The organism is Bittarella massiliensis (ex Durand et al. 2017), assembly GCF_017566145.1.
In the GTDB taxonomy this organism is placed as follows: Bacteria; Bacillota; Clostridia; order Oscillospirales; family Ruminococcaceae; genus Bittarella; species Bittarella massiliensis_A.
This window is the reverse complement of sequence record NZ_JABFCL010000173.1, coordinates 1-226: the sequence shown is the minus strand read 5'-3', so window position 1 is coordinate 226 and position 226 is coordinate 1. Positions and strand designations below refer to the sequence as shown.

Below are 226 nucleotides of genomic sequence, written 5' to 3'. Positions count from 1 at the left end.
CCAGACGATATGGAGGACGAGTATTGTCCAGAGTTTAACGTAACAATAAAAGGGGCAAGCCGCGCAACAACTCTAAAGTACAGTCCAGACGGCGCATGGTTTGACGACTCGGGACAAGTATATGTTGTTATCGCATGGCGACCTCTTCCAGATTTATACAAGAAAATACAGGAGGAAAATAAATGATAAGGGTAACTCATAAACGAAACAGATCAAAGGTACTCAG

The 226-nt window shown here is 42.9% G+C and carries 1 protein-coding gene; it reads left to right on the top strand.

Annotated elements, in window-relative coordinates:
• Positions 1 to 186 (top strand): hypothetical protein (locus HJY11_RS13925; RefSeq protein WP_208076495.1); only part of this gene is annotated, 186 nt, incomplete at its 5' end.
• Positions 187 to 226: the final 40 nt, after the last annotated feature.